We start from the raw sequence: 22,041 nt of genomic DNA, 5'->3' as shown, positions 1-22,041 counted from the left end.
CGCATTCCCCGCGAACAACGCACACGCTTTTCGCGGACGCGACAGGAAAACGACCCCCTGTCCTGGGCCATCCCCAGGCAGGACACCATACCCCATATCGGGGGTCCGGGGGCCTGAGGCCCCCGGCGGAGAGGTCCAGGAGAGGCAGCGCCTCTCCTGGCCGCCGGAGGCACTCTTCCTATGCTGACCCTGCGTAACGTTGATATTCACTATGGCCGGGTGCACGCCGTGCGTCGGGTGTCCTTGCACGTGGCCTCGGGCGAGATCGTCGCCCTTATCGGGGCCAACGGCGCGGGCAAAACCACGCTGCTCTCCGCCATTTCCGGCGTCGAGCGCGTCTCGGGCGGCGAGATCGAATTCGACGGCAAGCGCATCGAGGCTGAAAAACCCGAGCGCATCGTGCGCCTGGGCCTGTCCCATGTGCCCGAGCGCCGGCTCGTCTTTGGCCCCTTGTCCGTGGCCGACAATCTGCTTTTAGGGGCCTACACCAAGTTTCGCCACCGCGAGGTGGCCGCCGACCTTGACGAAATCTACGCCATGTTTCCGGTGTTGCGCGAACGCCGCGACCAGCAGGCCGCCGCCCTGTCCGGCGGCGAACAGCAGATGCTGGCCATCGGCCGCGCGCTCATGGCCCGGCCGCGCTGCCTGCTCCTGGACGAACCCGGCATGGGGCTGGCCCCGCAAGTCTGCAAGGAAATCTTCCGCCACGTCTCCACCCTGCGCCGCGACAAAGGGCTGACCGTGCTGCTCGTCGAGCAAAACGCCAAAAGCGCCCTGGCCGTGGCCGACCGGGGCTACGTCCTCGAAACCGGCCGCGTGCTGCTCTCCGGCACCTCCGAGGAGCTGCTCGCCAACCACGACGTCCGCCGCGCCTACCTTGGGCGCGAGAAGGATAATTAGAGAGATTAAGAGAAGATGCCTCCGGCGGCCGGGGGGCTAAGCCCCCCGGACCCCCTGAATGGGGGGTAAAGGGAGGCGAGGGATCGAGAACGTAACGGGGGCTATTGCCATGCGCGAGTGTTTTGAGCCGAAATTCGAGACCATGGACCGCAAGGATCTGGCCCAGCTTCAGCTGGAGCGGCTCCAGGAGACCCTTGCCCGCGTCGCCAGAAACGTGCCGCTCTACCGCAAACGCTTCGCCGAACAGGGCATCGATCCCGAAAGTTTCGCCGATCTGGCCGACGTGCGCCGACTGCCCTTTACCACCAAAGCCGACCTGCGCGAAGCCTACCCCTACGGGCTTTTCGCCGTGCCCTTGCGCGACGTGGTGCGCCTGCACGCCTCGTCGGGCACCTCGGGCAAGCCCGTGGTCGCCGGCTATACCCGAAACGACGTCCGGGCCTGGTCGCGCCTGGTCGCCCGGGTGATGGTGGCCGCCGGCGTCTCCCGCGACGACATCGTGCAGATCGCCCTTGGTTACGGGCTTTTCACCGGCGGCATGGGCTTCCACTACGGGGCCGAAACCGTGGGCGCGGCCGTCATCCCGGCCTCCAGCGGCGGCACCCGCCGCCAGGTCACCATCATGCAGGACTACCGCACCTCGGTTTTCGTGGCCACCCCAAGCTACGCCCTGCATGTGGCCGAGACGTTGGCCGCCATGGACGTCAACGTCAACGCCCTGTCCCTGCGCTACGGCCTGTTCGGGGCCGAGACCTGGACCGAGGCCATGCGCGAGGCCATTGAGGATCGCCTGAAGCTCACGGCCACGGACAACTATGGCTTAAGCGAAATCATGGGGCCGGGCGTGGCCGGCGAATGCCTGGAAAAAGCCGGCATGCACGTCAGCGAAGACTACTTCCTCATCGAGATCATCGACCCGGCCACGGGCGAACCCCTTGCCGACGGCGAGGAAGGGGAGCTCGTCATCACCACCCTGGCCAAGGAAGCCTTCCCCATGATCCGCTACCGCACCGGCGACCTCACCCGGATCATCCCCGAACCCTGCCCGTGCGGCCGCACCATGCGCCGCATCGGCCGCATCCTCGGGCGCTGCGACGACATGCTTATTATTAGAGGCGTCAACGTCTTCCCGTCCCGAGTGGAGTCGCTGCTGCTGGAAGTGGAAGGGGTCACGCCCAACTACCGCATCGTGCTCGACCGCAAGGGCGCGCTGGACGAGGCGCTGGTGGAGGTGGAACCCGCCGAGGAGCTGCTTTTCGACCGGGTGGGCGAGCATCAGGCGCTTTTGGACAAGCTGGAGCGCCGGCTGGGTTCGGAGCTTGGCGTGGGGTTCGGGGTGCGGCTGGTGGAACCGGGCAGCCTGGCCCGGGGCGAGGAAGGCAAGACCATCCGCGTGGCCGATCGCCGGGGGCTGACGCCGGCCAAGTAGACGGTCCCGTTCCTGCACTGCGCCGAGGGGACAGCCAAACCCTATTGAAAAAACGGCCCGGGAATCCGACGATTCCCGGGCCGTTTGTCGTTTTTGGCAAAAGCGGCGGGTGTTTTTCCGGCCACCGCCTGGGCATGGCCGGCCGGCTAGTGTCGCGTCCGCGAAAAGCGCATATGGTATTTTGTAGTCAACGAGCTAAAACCATTTGTTTTTCTTAAAAAATACTATCGCTTTTTTTCAAGGGATGCGACACTACCGGCCGAGGGTGATTTCGCCGGTCTTTTTGAGCTTTCGCAAGAGCTTGTCGTCAGTCGCGGCCAGGCGCGGCGCATCAGCCACGAAATTGGCCAGGATCATGCCGCAAAACTTCTCGCCCCGGTAGACTTCCACCCGGTAGACGAGGCCGGCCTTGTCCACGGAAAATTCCTTTTTCAGCTCCCCCCGGCCGATGACCGTATCGGCTTCGTCGGTCAGGCCCGGCTTGGAAAAGCCGATGACGTTGACCCGGTAGTCCGCGCCCTTGCCCACGGAAAAGCCCTGCCGCACGTCCACCACCCGGCCGAAGGGCACCTCCCGGCGCGCGCCGTCGATGTCCATGGGCACGGCGGCCAGGCTCGCGTCAAACTCCACGAACTGCGGGTCGAGTTCGGTGACGTTGGTGTTGCCGAAATACACCTTGAGGCTTTTGTCGGCAGAAACCAGGGCCAGGATGGGGCTGGACGGCCGGTACTCCACGGCGCTGTCCTTTTTGAGGGGAATAAAGCGCAGCCGCTCCCGGGCGTTTCGCAGATCGAGAAACACCTTGTCGCCAAAAAACGACACAGCCATGTTTTGTTGCAGGGCCTCGGCCACCTGCGGCGCGCCCAGTTCGAAGGTGCGTTCGAAATCCAGGCCAAAGGACTTGAAAAACGACTCGATGACCCGCAGATGGTAATACGACCGCATGGGCGGCGGCAGATTCTTGCTGCCTTCGATGCCAAAGGCCGGCTTGCCCTGGCCGATGGCGAAATAGGTCAGCGTCTTGGCCATTTCCTTGGCCGTCTCGCTGCTTAAGTCCTTGGTGTGGGTGTTTTTGACGTGGTAGGCATGCAACGGCTCGTAGAGATGTTCGTTGGCAGCGGCCACGGCCCGGCCGGCCAGCTCCAGGAGATTGCCGAAGCGCGGCGCGGCGGCGCTGTCCTGGTCGATGATGACCGACTGGCCCCAGCGCAGGGGATTTTGCCATTCGCTGACCACGGTCGGGCTGTAGTAGCCCCAGCCGTCGTGCAGATGCAGTACCGCATCGACCTTCTCGTCGCGGATGATGGCCTTGATCTTCTGTACGGCGGCGTATTCCGGGTCGCCCGGATCAAGGTCGGCGAACTTGCGGTTCATGTCGCCGTACACGCCGCGCGAACTGCGGATGATGCTTAAGAAATTGAGGTTGGGCACCACCCAGACCGCGCCGGAATTGATCTTATAATGGGAAACCAGCAGGGCCGCCGCCGAAAACCCGCCTGGCTCGTCGCCCTGGATGCCGCCGATGACCAGGATGGTCGGTCCGGGGCGGCCGGAGTCGAGCTTGTGCAGGGTAAAGTCGAGGTTGCCGCAGGGCGCGGCCGTGGCGGCGAAAAGTAGGACAAGCAGAGCCGTGAGCAAACGCATGGGACCTCGGCGCGGCGCGGTTAGAAGTGGCAGGACGGGGCCAGCCTATGCCAATCCAGCCCAAAAGTCACCTTGCCCACGCGCCGTGCCGGACGGGCTGCCCAGCACGCCCAGCACGCCCGACACGACGGCAAACGGCTGCCGCGACGCCCCGGCTGCCTTGCGGACCATCACCGCCCGCCGCTTTCGCGGACAGCTCTGCACAGCTGTCCCGGACACGGCCCTGCCCCGAGCCGCGCCTCCTGTCCCGGCACGCCGTGCAGGCGACACGCCCCGGCGCGCATGCCCTATGGCCAGTTTGCCGTCACACGGCCAAGCCGTCGCGAGCTTCCCGTCACTGGCTTTCCATAAAGTCACAAGCCGCTAATTTTACAGTAGATTATTTTTTTGCAAAGCCTCTTCCCAGGTCCGCTGGTTCCTGTATAGTTCCGCTGTCTCACCTTTTAAAGCTGGCTTTTTTGTCGCTTAAAAATCCCAAAAAACAGGACGTACCGATGACCAATCGCCGATTGTGGCTCATTGACGCTGGCTACATGTACCGGGGGCAATCCTATTTCAGTAGGGAATATAGTATTGACTATGTCAAACTGCGCAACAAACTGGAAGCCGAAACCCCCATCTGGCGCGCCTATTATCTCAATTCCATCCCCCATCCCACCCCGGAATCCCAGATCGCCTTCTACAACTGGATGCGCTCCGCCCCGCCCCAGGGACCGAAAATCATCACCAAGCTCTACGAACTGCGCACCAGCGAAATCAACGAACTCTACTGCGAGCAGTGCCGCCGCAAGGTGCCCGTCACCTGCCCCAACGACCGGGCCCACCGTTTGAGCCGCGAACAGCAAAAGGGCGTCGATGTGGGCCTGGCCACCCTGGCGCTGACCCATATCGAGAACTACGACACGCTCATTCTCTCTTCCGGCGACAGCGACCTCCTCGACGCCGTGGAGTACATCACCGAGAAAAACAAGCGCTTTGAGCTGCTCGTCTTTAAAAACGGCGTCTCCACCGACCTCCAGTGCCGGGCCGACCGCATCTGGTGGATCGACGAGTTTGCCCACGAAGTGGCCCGCGAAGCCCGGGTCATGTCCTAGTGGCGCGTCCGCGAAAAGCGCATAAGGCATTGCGTAGACAAGACATGAGAACCAGAGGTTTTTCTTCTAAATACTACCGTATTTGTTAAGGAACGCTACAGCCGCCCCGCTTCGGGCCTGCCAGTTTTGACGCCATGCGGCCGGGACAAATGTTCCGGCCGTTTGTTTTTCGGCCTTCGCCGGGTTGGTCAATAGCCCTCGGCGTTCAGGCTTTCCCGGTCCGAGCACCTGGGTGTCAGGCTGCCTGAGAGACGTGTTCCTTCCCGGCTCGCCCGGAACCTGGATAAGACGGCAGGCTGCGCCTCCCTCCCCTCGCGTCGGCGCAACCTGCCGTCGGCGCTTTTTTCGCCCGAAACCATGACCAAGAGCATATTTGATTACAGCATGTTACATCTAGTGTAGCCAACTGTCGCTTCACGAAATAGGCGAATTACAATCCCGTATTACACAATATGGGCTAATTATTCGCCAGAAAGCCCCCAGCTTCCTGGCCTCCGCTGATGTCTCGCCAGTAACCATCTAAAATAACAAACTTCTCATTTTCGGCACGGTTCCTGCCTCTGGCGCATCCAAGAGCACCGCCATGCCGCCAAAACCACGCCATCCCTTTCCCACGCCGCCCTGCCGGGTATGTCTGGCCTGCCACGGTCCCAGGCTCGCCACCCTGCTGGAGACGGCATCCACGTTTTGCTGCTTTGCCCTGGGCACGGACGGCGTGGCCGCCCTGGTCTCCTGGCCCATGCCGCCGGGCGGGCTGCCGGCTCTGGCCACCCTGCTCGCCGCCGCCGACGTCGGCCATCTGGTCTGCGGCGGGGCCACCTGCTGCTGCCTGGCCCCCTTTGCCCGGCGCGGCATCACCGTGTCCGCCTGGATAAACGGCGACGTGACCGACGTGCTGGCCGCCATCGCGCATAACCGCCTCGACGCCCTGCTCGCCCCTGGCGCTCGCCCGGGCCGGATCGCCTCCGGCCCGGGCCGTCCGGGCCGACCGGGCCGACGGGACAACCTGACGGAGTTGCTTCGCCATGAATGAACAAGGCCTTCGCGACCTCAACGAAGAAATCGGCGGCAAGCCCAAAGCCACCGGCCTGGACCAGGTCCGATCCGTCATTGTCGTGCTCTCGGGCAAGGGCGGCGTGGGCAAGTCCACCGTGGCCGCCAATCTGGCCGCCGGATTGGCCATGGAGGGCCTGCGCACGGGATTGCTCGACGTGGACGTCCACGGCCCGAGCATCCCGCGCCTGCTCAAGCTCACCGGTTTCAAGCCCGGCATGTCCGCGCGCGGCATGTTGCCCGTGGAGTGGCACTGGAACCTCGGCGTCATGTCCATCGGCCTGCTTCTGCCCAGCCGCGACGACGCCGTCATCTGGCGCGGGCCGGCCAAGGCCGGGGTCATCGCCCAGCTGGCCGAGCAGGTTGACTGGGGCACGCGCGACGTGCTGGTGGTTGACTGCCCCCCGGGCACCGGGGACGAACCCCTGTCCGTGCTCCAGATTTTCGGCCAAAAGGCCCTGGGACTCATCGTCACCTCGCCCCAGGACGTGGCCGTGGACGACGTGCGCCGCTCCATCACCTTCTGCCGCCAGCTCGGCAACCCCATCCTCGGCATTGTCGAAAACTTGAGCGGGTTTGTCTGCCCGGACTGCGGCGCGACCCACCATATCTTCAGCACCGGCGGCGGCGAGCGCCTGGCCGAAGAAGCCGGCGTGCCGTTTTTGGGCCGGCTGCCCATCGACCCGGAAGTGGCCCGCTCCGGCGACGACGGCGACGTCTACCTAGCCGTGGCCGGCCAGGGACCGGCGGCCGCCGCCTTTAAGCCCATCCTGGCCGCCGCCGTCCAGGCCGTGGGACCGGCCGCCGCCCCGCAGGCCAAGGACGCCCAGGAGGCCGCCCATGCCGGCTAGCCCCGACAAGGACACCCTCGACATGCTGCTCGACGTCTTCGAGCAGGAGCAGCGCGACGACCTCATCGCCCGCTTCGGCGAAAAAGGCTTTGCCGTCTGGCGCGACGCGCCAAACCGGGCGCGCCTGGAAGCGCCGACCACTTTCGGCACGGTCAAGGGCTCCTGCGGCGACACCATCACCATCGCCCTGCTCGTTTCCGGCGAGCGCGTCACGGCCACCGACTTCGACACCGACGGCTGCGCCTCAAGCCTCATCGCCGCCGCCACCGCCGCGTCCCTGGCCGTGGGCAAGACCCTGGACGAAGCCGTGGACATTGATGAAGCGGCCGTGGTCGCGGCTGTCGGCCGGTTTCCCGACGACGACCGCCACTGCGCCTATCTGGCCGCCGCCGCCGTGCGCGAGGCCGTCCACCGCTGGATGATCGCCGGCGGCGCGTTGGCTGCGGCCCAGAGCCAGGAAACCGGCCAAAACGCCCAGGCCTGAACCATGGAGAACAATATGCACACCATCATCGCCGTCAGCAGCGAAGGCCCCACCCTGGCCGACGCCGTGGACCCGCGCTTCGGCCGGGCCGCCGGCTTCGTCCTCGTGGACCCCGCCGGCAACGTCACCTATCTCGACAACGGCTCCTCCCAGGCCATGGCCCACGGGGCCGGGCTGGAAGCCGCCCGCCGCCTGGCCGACGCCGGAGCCTCCGTCGTGCTCTCGGGCGTGGTCGGCCCCAAGGCCGCCGCCGCCCTCAAGGCCGCCGGGCTGACGGCCGTCGAAGGCTTCGACGGCCGCACCGTGGGCGAAGCCGTGGCCGCCTACCGCGCCGGCCAGGCGGGCTAAGGCCGTGAAAGCAACGAACATGCTGCCCCCATGGCCAAAGGACCGGCCATGGTCATAACGCGTGCCGGGAAAAAAGGCCTGCGTCTGGCCATTGCCAGCGGCAAGGGCGGCACAGGCAAGACCACCGTCACGGCCGCCCTGGCCAGCATCTGGAGCCAGGCCCTGTGCCGGCCGGTGTTGGCCGTGGACTGCGACGTCGAGGAACCCAACCTCCACCTGTTTTTGCGCCCGGTCATCCGCCGGGCCGAGACGGCCAAGCTCGAAGTCCCCATGGTGGCCGAGGCCGCCCTGTGCGCCGACTGCGGGGCCTGCCGGGAGCTATGCCAGTTCGGCGCGGTCACGGTCATGGCCGGCAAGCCGCTGGTTTTCCCAGAGATGTGCCACGGCTGCGGGGGCTGTCTGGCCGTGTGCCCCACTGGCGCGCTGGTCGCCGGCTCCCGCGAGCTTGGCCGCATTGAGGAAGGCGCCACCGAGACGGCCGGTTATCTGGCCGGGCGGCTGCGCATCGGCGAGGCCCAAAGCCCGCCGCTCATTCGCGCTGTGTTGGCCCGGCTGGCCCGGATCGCCGAGCCAGCCGCCGACGTGCTCATCGACGCCCCGCCCGGGGTGAGCTGCCCGGCCGTGACCACCGTGTCCGGGGCCGACGCCGTGCTGCTGGTGGCCGAACCCACGCCCTTTGGCATCCACGATTTCGAACTGGCCGTGGAGGCGTTCACGCCGCTGGGCAAACCCATGGCCGTGGCCATCAACCGCTCCGGACCGGGTACGCCCGAACTGCTGGCCCTGTGCCGGGGGCACAACCTGCCCGTTCTGGCCGAGATCGCCAACGACCGCGTCGTGGCCGAAACCTACGCCCGGGGCGGCCTGCTCCACGAAGCCGGAGCCCACTACCGGGCCGCGTGCTTCGCCCTGGCTCGATCCCTGGCCGAGCTGCCCCAAACCGCCCGGGAGGCCGCCCATGCCTGAGATCGTGGTCTTAAGCGGCAAGGGAGGGGCCGGCAAAACGTCCGTGACGGCCGCCTTTGCCGCCATGAGCCGCAATGCCGTCCTGTGCGACCTCGACGTGGACGCCCCGGACCTGCACATCCTGCTGGCCCCGCGTAATTCCCGGCGCGAACCCTTCGTGGCCGGCCATCTGGCCGCCATCGACCCGGCGCGCTGCGACGGCTGCGGCGAATGCGCCGCCCGCTGCCGCTACGGGGCCGTGTCCGCCGCCGATCGGGACCGGTTCGTCATAAACCCGGCCCACTGCGAAGGCTGCAAGGTCTGCGTCGTTCTGTGCCCACGCCAGGCCATCCTGTTCACCCCCCGCACCTGCGGCGTCTCGGCCGTGTCCGACACCCGCTTTGGCCCCTTTGTCCACGCCAGGCTCGATCCCGGCGCGGAGAATTCCGGCCGCCTGGTCGCCCTGCTGCGCCAAAAGGCCAAGGCCCTGGCCAAGGAGCAAGGCCGCGACCTCATCCTGGCCGACGGCGCGCCGGGCATTGCCTGCCCCGTAGTCAGTTCCATCACCGGCGCGAGCCTGGCCGTGCTGGTCACCGAGCCCACGCCCTCGGGCAGCCACGACCTCGGCCGGGTGGCCACGCTTTGCGACCACTTCAAGCTGCCAACGGCCGTGCTCCTCAACAAGGCCGACCTCAACGCCGACGAGGCCGCCCGCATCGAGGACGCCTGCCGCGACGCCGGCCGGCCCATCGTCGGCCGGCTGCCCTACAGCCCGGACGTGACCGCCGCCATGGCCGCCCGGCAAACGCTCCCGGAATACGGCGGCCCCTTGGCCGAAGCCCTGGCCGAAGCCTGGGCCAATGTCCTTAATCTGGCCGCCGCCCCCAAACCCCAACGAAACCCCTTCTAACCCAAAGGAACAGCCCTCATGGAAACCATCCGCCTCGCCATCCCCTCCGCCGCCCCCGGCGGCCTCGACTGCGAACTCGGCGCGCATTTCGGCCACTGCGACTGCTACACCGTGGTGGACGTGGCCGACGGCCGCGTGGCCGCCGTCAATACCCTGCCCAATGTCCCCCACGTCCACGGCGGCTGCATGGCCCCGGTGGAGCATCTGGCCGGCCATGGCGTGGGCGCCCTGGTCGCTGGCGGCATGGGGCTGCGGCCGCTCATGGGCTTTGCCCAGGTCGGCATCACCGTCTACCACGGGGGCACGGCCGCCTCGGTGGGCCAGGCCGTGGAAGCCTTCCTGGCCGGCTCGCTCACCCCCTTTAGCCGCAACCAAACCTGCGGCGGCGGTTGCGAGAATTAGGAATGCCTCCGGCGGCCAGGAGAGGCGCTGCCTCTCCTGGACCTCTCCGCCGGGGGCCTTAGGCCCCCGGACCCCCAAAATGGTGTATGGGAAGGCATGTTACAGCGTCGGCGGGTGCGTGGAAAAACACGGCCGGCGGCTGTTCCTGGAGAAAAAAATGCCGATTTATGAGATTGTTTGCGACGCTTGTTCCTATGCCGGCGAAACCATCGCGCCGGGGGCCACCGATACGCCGACCTGCCCCGTCTGCGGCGCGCCGGCCCGAAAGCTCATGGCGGCCACCAGCAGCCTGACCGGCAAGGCCGGTCCGTCCCTGCCCGGTCCTTCGGATCACGGCTGCTGCGGCTCACGGCCCGGCCAGGCCAGCGGTTGCGCCGGTCCCGGCTCCTGCTGCGGCAAGGCGGGAGCATGATGCGCCATATCTGCGTGGCTTCCGCCGATCCCGAGACCCTGGCCCCGTTCATCGCCGCCCTTGCCCAGGCCGGCTGCGCCGTGGACTGCCTGCCCACGGCCGCCGCCACTGCCTCGGCCGTGCGGGAGAAAGCCCCGGACCTGTGCGTGGTCGACAGCGACCTGCCCGACAGCGACGCCTTTGCCCTGGTGGCCGCACTGCTGGAGATCGACGCCCGGGTCACCTCGGCCGTGATCTCGTCCCTGTCCGACGAAGCCTTTCACGACATCGGCGAGGGCCTGGGCATCCTCCTGCGCCTGCCCCCGGCCCCGGGACCGGCCGAAGCCGCCCGACTGCTGGCGGCCCTGGACGCCATCGGCTAGGGCCGCGTCACTTAATAATACGAGCGTATTGGTTAAGATCACTTTATGGCCTTAGCCTGTCGTCCACGAAAATCGCATGCGTTTCCGTGGACGCGACACTCGGGCCGCCAGCCGCCAAAGGACGTTGCCATGGCCGTGTTGCGCATCCTCGTGGACAATCAAAGCGCCCGGGCCGACATGCCTTTCGAGCACGGCTGGTCGGTCTGGGTGGAGCTTGGCCGCCAACAGGCTTGGTTATGGGACGCCGGCCAAACCGAATTGTTCGCCCAAAACGCCGGGGTTCTGGGCATCGACCCGACCCGGGCCATCGGCGTGGCCCTGAGCCACGGCCATCATGACCATGCCGGCGGACTGCCGACGCTGCTGTCCCTGGGCTACGCCGGCCCGGTTGTCGGCCATCCGGGCATATTGACCCGACGCTACAGCCGGCGCGGCGGCACGACCTTCCGCTCCGTGGGCATGGGCGACGGCCGGCTGCCCGACCCCCTGCCCGGCTTCGTCCCGGAAACCGGCGTCCGCGTCCTGGCCCCGGGCCTGACCTTCGTCGCCGGCATCCCGCGCCGGCCCGGCAATTACCAGGCCACGGAGCACCTGTTTCGCGACACGGCCGGCCAGCAGCCCGACGCCGTGCCCGACGACGCCTGCCTGGTCATCGAGGGTAAAAAAGGGCCGGCGGTGCTGCTGGGCTGCTGCCATGCCGGCCTGGCCAACACCCTGGCCCATGTGCGCCAGGTCCTTGAACTCGACACCATTGCGACCGTGATTGGCGGCCTGCATTTGGCCGGAGCGCCGCAAGAGGCCGTGGCCGAAACGGCCGCCGCCCTGGCGACGGCCGGCGTCAGCGCCGTCCACCCCGGCCACTGCACCGGGCAGGACGCCCTCAAGGCCCTGGCCGACCGGTTTCCCGGCAGGCTCGCCCCCACGGGCTGCGGTCAAAGCCTGACCGTCTAGCTTCGGGCCCTGGAAACGCCCGAGGCTTTCAAGCGCAAGCAGCATACGAGGCAAACGCGGACGTTGGCAGGGCGAGAGGCTCCATGCCCGCCCCAACCCTGAAAGCGGTCCCGGCAAACGGGCCAAGGAGACGACAGATGGCCGGTTTCATGATGCTTGTTAAACTGCTGACCGGCGCGGCCGCCGGGGGCGCCGGCATGGGCTCGGGTCTGGGACGCATGGCCGGGCAGGGCCTGGCCAAGGGACTTATGGGTTCGGCCGCCCGAGGGCTTGCCGGCGGCAAAGGCGGCATGGGCGGCGGCAAAGGACGCGGCCAGAGCGGCGGACAAGGCGGCGGACAGGGCCGTTGCGGTTGCGGCCAGGGCGGCGGACAAGGGGAGACCAGCGAACAGCTGGTGAAGATTGTGGAGCTGGTGGCCAAACGCCTGGCCGAACGCAACGCCGGCCAAAGCGCGCCGGCCCTGGCGGCCGAGGAACAACCCGCCCTGGAAACGTCCCCACCCACGACCTTGAGCCTGCAGGCCGCCCAGCCCGAGAACGTCGTCGAGACCATCGAAGTGCGGGCCGTGGCCATGGCCGCCTATGCCTGCCGGATGTGCGGCCGACGCATTTCCGTGGCCGCCGACGATCCCATTGCCGATCCCCGTTGCCCCCAGTGCGGCGGCCCCATGGACGCGGCCCCCGAGGCGTAAACATGAACACGCCGGGAGGGGGTTCCCTCCCGGCGTGTTGCACGAAATCCGTTCCATCCTCTTCTCGACTTTTCCCATGCCCATTCCCAGGGCCGACGACGGCGGCGGTCAACCCGCCGGCCGGGAGACGGCCGCGTCCCGTTTTTCCCCGGGAGGCCTAGGGCACGATCCAGGCTTCGATAAACGGCCGGGCCTTGTCGGCCGGGGCCGGACGGCTGGGCTGGGACAGACGGTCGGCGTTGACCGCCAGCATGTCCACGTAGGGCGCGGGATTGGTCAGTTGCGGGGCCAGCCCGGCGGCGCGCAGGTATTCGCGGCCCATGAAGGCCATGCCCCAGGGGCTGGGATGGATGCCTTCGGGCATGATGGCCTCGCCGCCAAGCGCCGCGGTCAAGGCGGCCTTGAAGGCGTCCATGCGCGGGCGCAGGTCGAGCAGCGTCACCTTGCCCTTGCTGTTCGGCAAGGCGGCCAGCTTGGCGGCGGCGGCGCGCAGGGCCTGGTTATGGCTGCGCTTTCCCTCGGGAACCTTCGAGGGGAAAAGCGCCTCGAAACGAAACGCCTCGGCCGGCACGCCCATGATGGAGCCGTCCGGGATGGCGTCGAACATGTCGCACAGGATGACGGCGGCCCCGACGTTTTCCAGCACCGCCCGGCCAAGGGCCAGCCAGTTGGCTTCGTAGACGTCAGGGTCCTGGCCGTGGAAACCGGCGTCTTCGAGGATGACCACATCGCCGTCGCGAATGACGCCGTCCTTGGCCAGCGCGGCCAGTTTGGCGGCCCGGGCTTCCACTTCCTTGGGAAAAGGCTGCCCCAGCGCCCCGCCGTAGGCGGCGACCAGCCGGGCGGCGGGCACGGTGTCGCCGCCGTCGGGCGTGTCGAGCAGGCCGGCGGCCGCGAACTGGAAATTCATGGACGAGGCCAGGGAATGCATGGGCCACAGCGGATCGCTCCCCTTGCCCTTGATTTTTTCCTGGTCGCGCATGAGGTCGGCCATGGCCGAGACCATGTAGGCCTGATCGTTGGCGTTTTCCTTGATGGCTGAGAAATCGACCTCGGTGAGGTTGCACAGCATGACCACCGAGTCGCCGAAGATAAAAACCACTTGGCCATAGGCGTCGCGGTTGGCGGCGATTTGCTGAAACACCGGATCGGGTGGAAATTCCTCGGCCCGGCCGCTGGCCGTCCCCAACAACAGGGCGGCCAGCCCCAGCAGGAGAAGGCGCGGCAAAGATCGGATGGACTGGAGCATGGGGCACCCCCCCTAGCGCAGACGGCTTTTGAAAAAGTTGTGCAACGCCAGATCCAACCGGGCAAAAAACCACCCGCCGACCGCCACCGCGCCCAAACCCAAAAACGCCCGGGCATTATCCAGGGGCCAGCCCAGGGTGTAGACCATGATGGAAAAGACCGCCGAAAGGATGACGGCGTGGATCAAATAATAGGCATAGGCATAGTCGCCGAAATTGGACACGGCGATGAAGAAGGGATGGCGCACATAGTCTTCAAGCTTGACCACGGCGAACAGGGTCGCCGCCGTGCACAGGCTCCAGGGGCCGATTTCGCTTAGGGACTTGATGACGCCCAGGGGCCGGTTCCAGCCCCAGGCCACGGTAAAGACGGAGCAGGCCACGAGAATGCCCACGGCCAGGGCCGGATGCATCGGGCCGGTACGCTTTTGCAGATAATAGACCAGGGCGCCGGTGATGAAATAGAGGTTGTAGCCGGCGAAAAGCACCGTGCGCCAGGTGTTGAAGACATAGCCCTCGCGCAGGCCGAAAGCCAGATAGGCGACGATCACGGCCAAGCCCCATATAACGAGGAAAGCCGGGAAATAGCGTCGCAGCCGGGGCGTGGCAAAGGGCGCGATGACGATATAATAGACGATCTCATAAATGAGGGTCCACTCCACCCGAAGCGGCAGATCGGCCGGCCCCACCGGCAGCAGGGAGGCGGCGGCGAAAAGCTCCTTGCCGGGCAGCTTGCCCCACAGGAGATAGCCGACAATGACCGATATGGCCACGCCGCACCAGTAAGTCGGATAGACGCGCAACAACCGCCGAGGCAGAAAGTTGCGGTAGCCGATGTCGATGAGGAAGGCCATGATGAAGCCGGAGATGCTGAAAAACGGCAAGGCAACAGCCATAAACGCGTCTGGGACCAGGTTGAAAAAGGTGTCCGTCTGCCCGCCATAAATGAAGAGATACGCCCTCACATGCAGATAGAGGACCATGGACATGAAAACAATGCGGAGAATCTGAATGGAATAGTAGCGCATGCCGGTTCTGTTATCTCCCAGTGCGAGGTAAAGGGGCGAGCCAGGGCACGACGTGGAGGCGTCCCGGCACGATGCTATCCGTAAGGGCTTTTTTGCGAGAAGGCCACTAAAATCAACTCTGGCAAGCCGCTTGGCGGTCGGGGCCGTGGCGCGCCGGAGAGCCGGCCAGGGCCGACCCAAGGATGCGGCGCACAGGGAGACGTCGCGCGTTGGCGCGGGAAGGATACGCCGGCCAGGCGAAAATGGGCGGGCAGGGTCAGGACGCAACGCCCTGCGTGGGCCGCGCGGCGTTACGGCCAGCGACGTCATGCCCCTCAACCTCGCAACGTCGTGCGCGCATTCGCCGCAAGCGCAAGCTCGGCGAATCTCGTGTCGCGTCCCTTTAAAAAATACGACCGTATTGCGGACGCGACACTAGACGCCTTCGGCCCGGGCGGCGGCGTCGCGGGCTTCCTCGTGGCGGCCCTGGGCGGCCAGGGCCCGGGACAGCTCCACCCAGAATTCCCGGCGTTCGGGCCGCAGGGCCACGGCCTGCCGGGCCATGGCCTCGGCAATGGCCGGGTCCTCGCCCTCGGTCAGGTAGACCCGGGCCATGAGCTGCAAGGCAAAGGCGTCCTTGGGATCGCGCAAAAGGGCCTGATGCAGGTGTTCCCGGGCCTCGTCGAGCTGGCCGCGAGCAAATGCCAGCCGGGCCAGATGGCGCAGGGTCGGGGCGGCCGGGCCGCCAGCGGCCAAGGCCCGGCGGTAATATTTGAGGGCCTCGGCAAAACGTCGGTTCTCCTCGGCCATGCGGCCCAGGCGCAGCAGACTCGACACATGGGCCGGGTCAGCCCGCAGGCACTTCTGAAACGCGGCCCGGGCGGCGGCGGCCTCGCCCTGGCGCATCAGCACGCAGCCAAGGTTATACAGGGCCATGGCGTTTTTGGGTTCGCCCCGGATGACCCCCTCGAATTCGGCCCGGGCCTGGGGCAGCCGGCCCAGCCGGGCCAGGCAGATGCCCAGCGAATTGCGGGCCAGGGCGTTTTTTTCGTCAGCGAGTAAGGCCTGCTTGTATTCTTCCATGGCGGCGTAGACGTCGCCGATGGCGAAATGGCGGTCGCCGCTGACGGTGAGCGACAGGGAGTCGAACACGGCCAGACGCGGGCCGGTCGGCAACAACAGGGCATGGTCCAGGGCCTTGCGGCAGTTCTCGGCCACATCGCTTCGGGCATGGTCCAGGCAGGGATGGCCGGCCACGCCCACGGCGGCGTCGAGCTCCAGCTCGGCCCGCAGGGCCGCCAGGAGCCGGCCGGCCGGTTCGGCCAGGGCGGCGGGGTCGATCCCGGGCACGAAAAAGACCAGTTTGGAAGCGCTAAAGCGCCCGCCTACGGCCTCGTGGCCAAACACCCGGCGGCACAGCCCGGCCGCTTCGGCCATGTCTGCCTCGGCCGGCCGGCCGGCCCGACGCCTGGCCGGCGGATCGGCCAATTGTACGAGAACTTGCGAAAAAACGGGATTTTTCTCCCGTGCCTGGGCGATGGCGCGTTGAAAATCACGGAAGGGATACAGGCCCGAGGCCGGATCGCGCCGGGGCGCGCCGGTGGCGGCGGCATCGCCGCCCTCCTCGGCCTCGGGAATAAGGGCCAGTCGGTCGCCGGGCTCCAGGGGCAGATGAGGGTCGGCCAGATGGAGGACCTCGGCAAAGGCCATGTCCTCCACCACCTCGGCCAGGACGATCTCGCCCTTGACCGCCGCCGGGCTGCGGCCGCTGAGGCGTCCGCCGTCAGCCCCGCGCACGTCCACCTCGCGCTCCAGGCGCGGCGACCAGACCAGAAACCGCTGGCCCGGCTCGGCGTCCACCCAGCGGCCAAGGCTCACGGCCGCCCGGGCGAGCGGCAGGGTTTCGAGCACCACCCCGCCCTCGGCCAGGATGCGGCTGTAGGCCATGGCCTGGTCGCGGCCCAGGTCCTTGGCCACGGCCAGACCCTTTTTGGCCTTGTGGACAAGCAGCCTGGCCTGCTCGGCCGGCGAGGCCGCGAACTGGCCGCCGCGCACGTCCTGGGGATAGCTCACGCAGCCGGCGCTGGCGGTCAGCGACAGCGATTCGCCCGTGGCCGGAATGGGAAACGGCGTGCGCCCCAGTTCGGCCAGCAAGGCCTCGGCCGCTTCCCGGCAGCGCGCGGCCGAAGCACCCGGCAAAAAGACCGCGAAAAGATCGTCGTGGAGCCGGGCGGCCAGCCCGCCTTCCGGCGTAGCCCCGGTCACGGCCGCCCCGGCCCGGGCCAGCACGTCCTCGGCCATGAGAAACCCGTACCGGCCGGCCACCCGGCTGAACCGGTCGAGGTCGGCCACGATGAGGCCGAAACCGCCCCGGCAGGCGGACAGGGGCAAATCGCCCAGACTGTCGCCGCCAGGCAGGATGCGCTGCTGCACGGCCTCGATCTCCCGGGAAAGCGTCGCCAACAGCGCCTCCCCGGTGGCCAGCCCGGTGACCGGGTCGGACGCGGCGGCCAGACGCAGGTGCAACTGGTCGAGCGCCATGGCGGCGATGCGGGGGAGCAGGGATAAAAGCGCCCGCCGCCCGCCAAGGCTGGCCCCACGGGCCACGAAGACGCCCAGCAGCCGGCCGTCCTCGGCCAGGGGGATCATGATCTTGCGCTCGGTCGGCAAATGCGCCGCCAGCCCCAGGTCCGGCCCGAAGGCCTCGGCCAGGGCGTCGCCGGGCTTGGGAAAATAGAGGCTGTGGGTTTTAAAGGCCAGAAACCGGGAGAACACGTCGCGCAGGGCGTGCTCGTGGGCGATAAGCTCTCGTTGGGTCAAGGCAGGCGCGGCCATGGCGTTCTCCCGTATATGAAATAGGCCGGCCACCTGTAGCGCCCCCGGCCCGGGAAAACAAGGCCGGCCGGCCCCTTGACGGCAGCCGCCGGGCGCGGCATCCCCAAGGGCGGGCCAAACCCGCCAAGCGCCACCGGAGGCTTCCCATGGATATTCTCGCCTTTCCCCTCGGTCCCCTGGAAACCAACTGCTATCTGGCCATGGCCGGCACGGCCGCCCTGGCCGTGGACCCGGGCGGCAATCCCGGCGTCGTTCTAAACGAGATCGAACAACGCGGCCTGACCCTCGAAGCCATCTGCCTGACCCACCTGCACTGCGACCACCTCTACGGCGTGGCCGCCCTGGCAAGGGCCACCGGGGCCAAGGTCTGGGCCGGGGCCGAGGACGCCATGCTCATGGAAACCGAACTGGGCCGGGGCGGGCTTATGGGCCTGCCCATGGTCGACGGCTTCGACTGGGCGCCGGTTGCGCCCGGCGAGGCGACCATCGCCGGGGAGCCCTGCCGGGTGCTGGCCACCCCGGGCCATTCCCCGGGCAGCCGGTCGTTTTATTTCCCCGGAGCCGGGGCGGTTTTCGTCGGCGACCTGCTCTTTTACCGCTCCATTGGCCGCACCGACTTTGCCGGCGGCGACTACGACGTGCTCATCAAGTCCGTGGTCACCGAGATCTTTGCCCTGCCCGAAAAGACCCTGGTCTACCCCGGCCACGGCCCGGCCACCACGGTCGGCGACGAAAAGCGCCACAACCCGTTTTTCTCGGAGTTCGCCCGGTGACGGCCGGACCGCCGGTGGTCTTTCTGTGCGGCCCCCGGGCCGGCGGCAATTCCGACGCCGCCGGCCGGGCCTTTGCCGCCGGTCTGGCCCGGGCCGGGTACGCGCCCCGGATTATCGCCCTGCGCGACCACGCCTTCGCCCCCTGCCGGGGCTGCGGGGCCTGCGCCGGGCCGGGCCATCGCTGCGTTCTGGACCGGCCCGGCGACGCCGCAGCCGGGCTGTTCGCCGCCCTGGACGCCGCGCCCGTGGCCGCCTTTGCCGCGCCCATCTACTTTTACCATGTGCCGGCGCTGTTTAAAGCCTTCATCGACCGGGCCCAGCGCCGCTATGAGGTCCGGCAGGCCCAGGGCGCGGGCGAGGTCCCGGACCGGCTGGCCTATCCCCTGCTTGTGGCCGGCCGGCCGCGCGGCGAGCGGCTTTTCGAGGGCGCGCTTCTTACGCTCAAATACTTCCTGTGGCCCTTTGGCTTTCTGCCCGGCCCGGCCACCCTGCTGCGGGGCCTGGACGCCCCGGGCGATCTGGCCGGCGACGCCCAGGCCCTGGCCGCCATCGAGGCCGCCGGCGAAGCGGCCGGCGAAGCAGCGGCCGTTTTCCTGGGCGACCAGCCGTGACCGACGGGACCGGCCCGTTGCCCGGCCTGGCCGCCCTGCTGCGTCGCTTCGGCCGGTGTCTCCTGGCCGCCTGCGACCGCTGCCAGGCCTGCCAGGGGCTGTTGCCCGCCCACACCGCCCTGCCCCTGTGCCCGGCCTGCCGGGACCGCCTGGCCCCGCGCCTGGGCGGATTTTGCCCGCGCTGCGGGGCCATGGGCCAGGACGCCGACGCCGCGCCCGGACTGTGCCTGGACTGCCGGCAGGGCGGCCGGCCCTGGGACGGGTTCGCCTTCCACGGCCGCTACGAGGGGCTCCTGCGCCAACTCGTGCTGGGGTTCAAATTCCACGGCCGCCTGGGCCAGGGCCGGCTGCTGGCCGGTTTCCTGGCCGTTGCCTGGCGGCGGGCCGCCGCCAGCAATGGTCCAGGCAGCCCGGACGCGACGCCCGACCTCCTCGTGCCCACGCCCCTGCATCCCCGCCGCCTGGCCTGGCGCGGCTTCAACCAGAGCCTGGAGCTGGCCCGGCTGCTTGGCCGGGAAATCGGCGCGCCGCTGGCTCCCCAGGCCCTGGTCCGCCTGCGCGACACCGTGCCCCAAAGCTCGCTGCCGGGCCGGGAGCGGCGCACCAACCTGACCGGCGCCTTCGCCGCCGACCCGGCCCAGGTGGCCGGACGCCGCGTGCTGCTCATCGACGACGTCATGACCACCGGAGCAACGGTGGAAACCGCCGCCCAGGCCCTGCGCCGGGCCGGCGCGGTGCGGGTGGACGTGGCCGTGGCGGCGCGGTGAGGGGTAAGGGAAAGAAGAAGAATGCCTCCGGCGGCCGGGGGGATAATCCCCCCGGTCCCCCTGAAGGGAAGGCTTAAACCAGGTCCGCCGGCAGGGTCAGGGGCAGGCGCACCCTGAAGATCGTGCCGTCCTCGCGGGTGGAGACAAAATCCGCCCGGCCGCCCAGGTAGCGCTCGGTCAAGAGCTTGATGGAGTAGGTGCCAAGGCCCCGGCCCACGCCCTTGGTGGAAAACGAGCGGCTAAATATCCGCATCTGCACGCTGCGGGGAATGACCCCGGCGTTTTGCACGGAAAATTCCACGGCGTCAGCCAGGGCGCGGCTGCCCAGACGGATCTCGCCGCCGGCCGGCGTGGCCTCCAGGGCGTTTTTCACCATGTTGCCGACCACCCGCCGCAACAGCACCGGGTCGGAATGGAACACCACCTCGGAACAGGCGTTTTCCACCACGATGCGCCGGTCCCGGGCCTGCTCGCCGCCCTGGAAGGTGGCCGCCACCACGTCGAGAATGTCGTCGCTGCGAAGCGGCGTGCAATTGGTCTCCAGCTCGTTGGTTTCGGCGGCCAGCAGCTGTTTTTGGTAGATGATCTCGTCGGTGAGCTGGGACACGGCCCGGTGGATCAGCCTGGCGTCGGACTGCAACTCTTCCGGAACCTCCTCGGCCAGAAACTCCAAAAGCCCCTGAACGCCGCCCACGGTGTTGAGCATGTCGTGAAAAAACAGGCGCTCCAGGGTGCGGCGGCGCTTTTCGTGGCTCACGTCGTTGATGGAAAAGATGAGGTAGGGTTCGGCGTCGAGGTGGACCGAGGCCGAGGAAACGCGCAGGTCCAGCGCCTCAATGCCCGAGCCGGTGTCGCGGTTGATGGCGCACTCCTGGACGTTGTCCGTGCCGGCCAGGCCAAGCAGTATGGAACGCACCGCGCCGCAGTGGGCGCAAAATTCGCTGGTGCCGCAGCCGCCCGGATGCTCGTCGGCGTGGACGCAGCGAAAGGCCTCGCCCGGCCGCTTGCCCAGGGCCTCCCGGATGTCGGCGATGCCCAGCACGTCGGCGAACTTGCGGTTGCCGTGCACCACCTGGCGCTGGCGGTTGAGCACCATGGCGATGATGGGCATGGCGTTTAAGACCAGAGGGATGGCGTGCTGGGACAGCACCGCGAACTGCCGGTCGATATCTTCCGGGCAGGCCCGCTCGGACGGCGCGAAGCAGGTGGGGTCTTTGGCATCAGCCATGGGACGGCTCCTGACGATGGGACGGTGGGACTGGTGCGCCCTGCATCATTCAGAAGTCCGACCCGAATGTAAAGCCCCAAGCGGTGCGGGGCCGCCCCGGCCCCGAATGCATCAGGAACTGTCGGTGGTCGTGGCCTGGCTGGCCACGAGATAGCCGATGAGCGCCGAGTTGAGGATGCTTCCCGGCGTGCCGTTGGCGGCGGCCGTGGCCGAGCCGGCGGCAAAGGCCGAGGTCGGCGTGGTCGAAACGGTGGGCGCGGTGACGCCCGAGGTGTCCAGCCCAAGCGAGGCCATGAGGGTCTTCATGGAGTCGGTGAGGCTGGCCGCCTGGGCATTGAGGGCGTTGGCTCCGCTGGTGATGGCCGACATCCAGGCGGCCGAGGCGTTGGAGGCCATCTTGGCGGCGCTGGCAAGCATGGATTTGATATTGGCGGCAGCATTGGAGATATTGGTCTTCTGTGCGGCCAGGGTGTCCGAAGCCAGACTGTCGAGGGTGGTCGAGGTGGCTGTGGGCAAGGTCAGCCCGGACAGTTCGCTGTAAAGGCCCTCCAGGGCCTCCTGGCGTTCCGTTTCCGTGGTCGCCCCGGCCAGGGCCGTATTGTAATTGGTATAGGCGTCGAAATACTGGAACTGCACGCTCGACTGAACCTCTTCCGGCACAAGGCTCTTCATGGTCGCGTTAAAGCTCGCCTGGGCCTCGGCGATGTCCTTGCTGCGCGTGGCTGAGGAACTGGCGTTGGCCTGGGCGGAACTCAGCTTGGCGCTGGCCAGGCTGTACTGGTAGGCCCAATTGACGACGTCGTTGGTGGCGGCTGATGTGGCCATGGGGAAGCCTCCGGGCGGCAAGTTCGGCCCTTCTCCACCGGGAGAGGACCCTTTGTCCCTTCATTGAGCAATTCCCCTGCCATCCGATTTATTCTCACAAGGCCTTAATATCTCTCGTGAAGTCTCTTTTGGCTGGCGGCAGATTTTGCCGGCCGTCCGGCCGGTCGGCCGCCGGCGTCACCGAGTCTCCACACGGCCGACACGCCGCTTTCAAATGTCCCGGGCAAAAGGCGACCATGCGGTTCCCGGGAGCGTCCCGGGAAACTCCACC

General features: G+C 67.6%; 23 protein-coding genes. 17 read left to right on the top strand and 6 right to left on the bottom strand.

Annotation, left to right across the window (positions count from 1 at the left end):
• The first annotated feature begins 180 nt into the window (after positions 1–180).
• Together C3Y92_RS04330 and C3Y92_RS04325 are read left to right on the top strand one after the other, a co-directional pair.
• The gene (locus tag C3Y92_RS04330) at positions 181–900 is read left to right on the top strand and encodes an ABC transporter ATP-binding protein (RefSeq protein ID WP_129349823.1); all 720 of its coding nucleotides are present in this window, start codon (positions 181–183) and stop codon (positions 898–900) included.
• Positions 901–1,009: 109 nt separating this feature from the next.
• Complete coding sequence (locus C3Y92_RS04325) at positions 1,010–2,329, top strand: phenylacetate--CoA ligase family protein (RefSeq protein ID WP_129349821.1); 1,320 nt, start codon at positions 1,010–1,012, stop codon at positions 2,327–2,329.
• Positions 2,330–2,581: 252 nt separating this feature from the next.
• On the opposite strand, the gene C3Y92_RS04320 is transcribed toward C3Y92_RS04325, so the two are convergent.
• Positions 2,582–3,973 carry a M14 family metallopeptidase gene (locus tag C3Y92_RS04320; protein ID WP_129349819.1) on the bottom strand — a complete coding sequence of 464 codons (1,392 nt, stop codon included), beginning with the start codon at positions 3,971–3,973 and terminating at the stop codon, positions 2,582–2,584.
• A 494-nt stretch (positions 3,974–4,467) separates the two neighbouring features.
• Between C3Y92_RS04320 and C3Y92_RS04315 the strand changes: the two genes are divergently transcribed.
• From C3Y92_RS04315 to C3Y92_RS04260, 12 genes are all read left to right on the top strand, one after another.
• Complete coding sequence (locus C3Y92_RS04315; RefSeq protein ID WP_015859848.1) at positions 4,468–5,067, top strand: NYN domain-containing protein; 600 nt, start codon at positions 4,468–4,470, stop codon at positions 5,065–5,067.
• Positions 5,068–5,650: 583 nt separating this feature from the next.
• Positions 5,651–6,100 carry a hypothetical protein gene (locus C3Y92_RS04310; RefSeq protein WP_129349817.1) on the top strand — a complete coding sequence of 150 codons (450 nt, stop codon included), beginning with the start codon at positions 5,651–5,653 and terminating at the stop codon, positions 6,098–6,100.
• Positions 6,093–6,971, top strand: a complete 879-nt coding sequence (locus C3Y92_RS04305; RefSeq protein WP_129349815.1) for an Mrp/NBP35 family ATP-binding protein — start codon at positions 6,093–6,095, stop codon at positions 6,969–6,971. Before C3Y92_RS04310 ends, C3Y92_RS04305 begins: the two co-directional genes overlap by 8 nt.
• Positions 6,961–7,455 (top strand): iron-sulfur cluster assembly scaffold protein, encoded by a 495-nt coding sequence (locus tag C3Y92_RS04300; RefSeq protein ID WP_129349813.1) that lies wholly within the window; start codon positions 6,961–6,963, stop codon positions 7,453–7,455. The genes C3Y92_RS04305 and C3Y92_RS04300 overlap by 11 nt, the downstream gene beginning before the upstream one ends.
• A 15-nt stretch (positions 7,456–7,470) precedes the next feature.
• A complete protein-coding gene (locus C3Y92_RS04295) occupies positions 7,471–7,803 on the top strand; it encodes a NifB/NifX family molybdenum-iron cluster-binding protein (RefSeq protein ID WP_129349811.1) in 333 nt (110 codons plus the stop codon).
• Positions 7,804–7,851: 48 nt separating this feature from the next.
• Positions 7,852–8,769 carry a nucleotide-binding protein gene (locus C3Y92_RS04290; protein ID WP_129349809.1) on the top strand — a complete coding sequence of 306 codons (918 nt, stop codon included), beginning with the start codon at positions 7,852–7,854 and terminating at the stop codon, positions 8,767–8,769.
• Positions 8,762–9,658 (top strand): ATP-binding protein, encoded by an 897-nt coding sequence (locus C3Y92_RS04285; RefSeq protein ID WP_129349807.1) that lies wholly within the window; start codon positions 8,762–8,764, stop codon positions 9,656–9,658. Before C3Y92_RS04290 ends, C3Y92_RS04285 begins: the two co-directional genes overlap by 8 nt.
• 18 nt (positions 9,659–9,676) lie before the next feature.
• Positions 9,677–10,060 carry a NifB/NifX family molybdenum-iron cluster-binding protein gene (locus C3Y92_RS04280; protein ID WP_129349805.1) on the top strand — a complete coding sequence of 128 codons (384 nt, stop codon included), beginning with the start codon at positions 9,677–9,679 and terminating at the stop codon, positions 10,058–10,060.
• 157 nt (positions 10,061–10,217) lie between these two features.
• Entirely contained in the window at positions 10,218–10,472 is a 255-nt protein-coding gene (locus tag C3Y92_RS04275; protein ID WP_129349803.1) for an FmdB family zinc ribbon protein, read from the top strand.
• Entirely contained in the window at positions 10,469–10,834 is a 366-nt protein-coding gene (locus C3Y92_RS04270; RefSeq protein ID WP_235669613.1) for an ANTAR domain-containing protein, read from the top strand. The genes C3Y92_RS04275 and C3Y92_RS04270 overlap by 4 nt, the downstream gene beginning before the upstream one ends.
• A gap of 129 nt (positions 10,835–10,963) precedes the next feature.
• Entirely contained in the window at positions 10,964–11,785 is an 822-nt protein-coding gene (locus C3Y92_RS04265; RefSeq protein WP_235669612.1) for an MBL fold metallo-hydrolase, read from the top strand.
• Positions 11,786–11,922: 137 nt separating this feature from the next.
• Entirely contained in the window at positions 11,923–12,477 is a 555-nt protein-coding gene (locus C3Y92_RS04260; protein WP_129349799.1) for a zinc-ribbon domain-containing protein, read from the top strand.
• A 157-nt stretch (positions 12,478–12,634) separates the two neighbouring features.
• On the opposite strand, the gene C3Y92_RS04255 is transcribed toward C3Y92_RS04260, so the two are convergent.
• From C3Y92_RS04255 to C3Y92_RS04245, 3 genes are all read right to left on the bottom strand, one after another.
• Complete coding sequence (locus C3Y92_RS04255) at positions 12,635–13,726, bottom strand: hypothetical protein (protein ID WP_129349797.1); 1,092 nt, start codon at positions 13,724–13,726, stop codon at positions 12,635–12,637.
• Positions 13,727–13,738: 12 nt separating this feature from the next.
• A complete protein-coding gene (locus C3Y92_RS04250) occupies positions 13,739–14,752 on the bottom strand; it encodes an acyltransferase family protein (protein WP_129349795.1) in 1,014 nt (337 codons plus the stop codon).
• 414 nt (positions 14,753–15,166) lie between these two features.
• The gene (locus C3Y92_RS04245) at positions 15,167–17,566 is read right to left on the bottom strand and encodes a tetratricopeptide repeat-containing diguanylate cyclase (RefSeq protein WP_129349793.1); all 2,400 of its coding nucleotides are present in this window, start codon (positions 17,564–17,566) and stop codon (positions 15,167–15,169) included.
• Between the two features lie 146 nt (positions 17,567–17,712).
• Between C3Y92_RS04245 and C3Y92_RS04240 the strand changes: the two genes are divergently transcribed.
• Genes C3Y92_RS04240 through C3Y92_RS04230 form a run of 3 tightly spaced genes read left to right on the top strand, consistent with a single transcriptional unit; the run spans position 17,713 to position 19,717 of the window.
• Positions 17,713–18,339 (top strand): MBL fold metallo-hydrolase, encoded by a 627-nt coding sequence (locus tag C3Y92_RS04240; protein WP_129349791.1) that lies wholly within the window; start codon positions 17,713–17,715, stop codon positions 18,337–18,339.
• Positions 18,336–18,950 carry a flavodoxin family protein gene (locus tag C3Y92_RS04235; protein ID WP_129349789.1) on the top strand — a complete coding sequence of 205 codons (615 nt, stop codon included), beginning with the start codon at positions 18,336–18,338 and terminating at the stop codon, positions 18,948–18,950. Before C3Y92_RS04240 ends, C3Y92_RS04235 begins: the two co-directional genes overlap by 4 nt.
• Entirely contained in the window at positions 18,947–19,717 is a 771-nt protein-coding gene (locus C3Y92_RS04230) for a ComF family protein (RefSeq protein WP_268932629.1), read from the top strand. The genes C3Y92_RS04235 and C3Y92_RS04230 overlap by 4 nt, the downstream gene beginning before the upstream one ends.
• 73 nt (positions 19,718–19,790) lie before the next feature.
• On the opposite strand, the gene C3Y92_RS04225 is transcribed toward C3Y92_RS04230, so the two are convergent.
• Entirely contained in the window at positions 19,791–20,945 is a 1,155-nt protein-coding gene (locus C3Y92_RS04225) for a sensor histidine kinase (protein WP_129349787.1), read from the bottom strand.
• Positions 20,946–21,056: 111 nt separating this feature from the next.
• The gene (locus tag C3Y92_RS04220) at positions 21,057–21,770 is read right to left on the bottom strand and encodes a hypothetical protein (protein ID WP_129349785.1); all 714 of its coding nucleotides are present in this window, start codon (positions 21,768–21,770) and stop codon (positions 21,057–21,059) included.
• Between the last annotated feature and the right edge of the window lie 271 nt (positions 21,771–22,041).

This window comes from Solidesulfovibrio carbinolicus, from assembly GCF_004135975.1.
GTDB classification, from domain to species: Bacteria; Desulfobacterota; Desulfovibrionia; order Desulfovibrionales; family Desulfovibrionaceae; genus Solidesulfovibrio; species Solidesulfovibrio carbinolicus.
Note: the sequence above shows the minus strand (reverse complement) of the source record. Positions and strands in the feature narration are given on the sequence as shown.